The sequence below is a fragment of the Marinimicrobium sp. UBA4509 genome, assembly GCF_002388575.1.
GTDB classification, from domain to species: domain Bacteria; phylum Pseudomonadota; class Gammaproteobacteria; order Pseudomonadales; family Cellvibrionaceae; genus Marinimicrobium; species Marinimicrobium koreense.
Map to the genome: position 1 here is coordinate 129788 of NZ_DGMV01000060.1, position 281 is coordinate 130068.

Consider the following 281-nt stretch of genomic DNA (forward strand, 5'->3'; position numbering starts at 1 on the left):
GAAGGCCGCATCCGCCGTAACCCGCCCTGGCGCATACGCCCTAACCCATCTATGAAATATTCGGATCCGCTTCGGCCAGGGCGGAATCCGCCAGGCTGTCCCGCTTCATTTCTTCATAGAACCTGTCAGTAATTTTGTACTTGAACATCAGCCCGCCCATGATGGCGTGGAACAGGCCCGGGATGACGGAGAGCATTAGTGCGATACCCGTCAAGGTGAACGCGCTCTGCTCCACGTTGGCTTCGTAGTTGAAATAGGTCAGCAGCAGGCCGACAATAAAA

At 55.5% G+C, this 281-nt stretch carries 1 protein-coding gene; it reads right to left on the reverse strand.

What is annotated here, in order from left to right; translation table 11 throughout:
• Nucleotides 1–49: 49 nt before the first annotated feature.
• A partial coding sequence (locus tag B3520_RS11905) for an MFS transporter (RefSeq protein WP_286876124.1) occupies nucleotides 50–281 on the reverse strand: 232 nt, incomplete at its 5' end.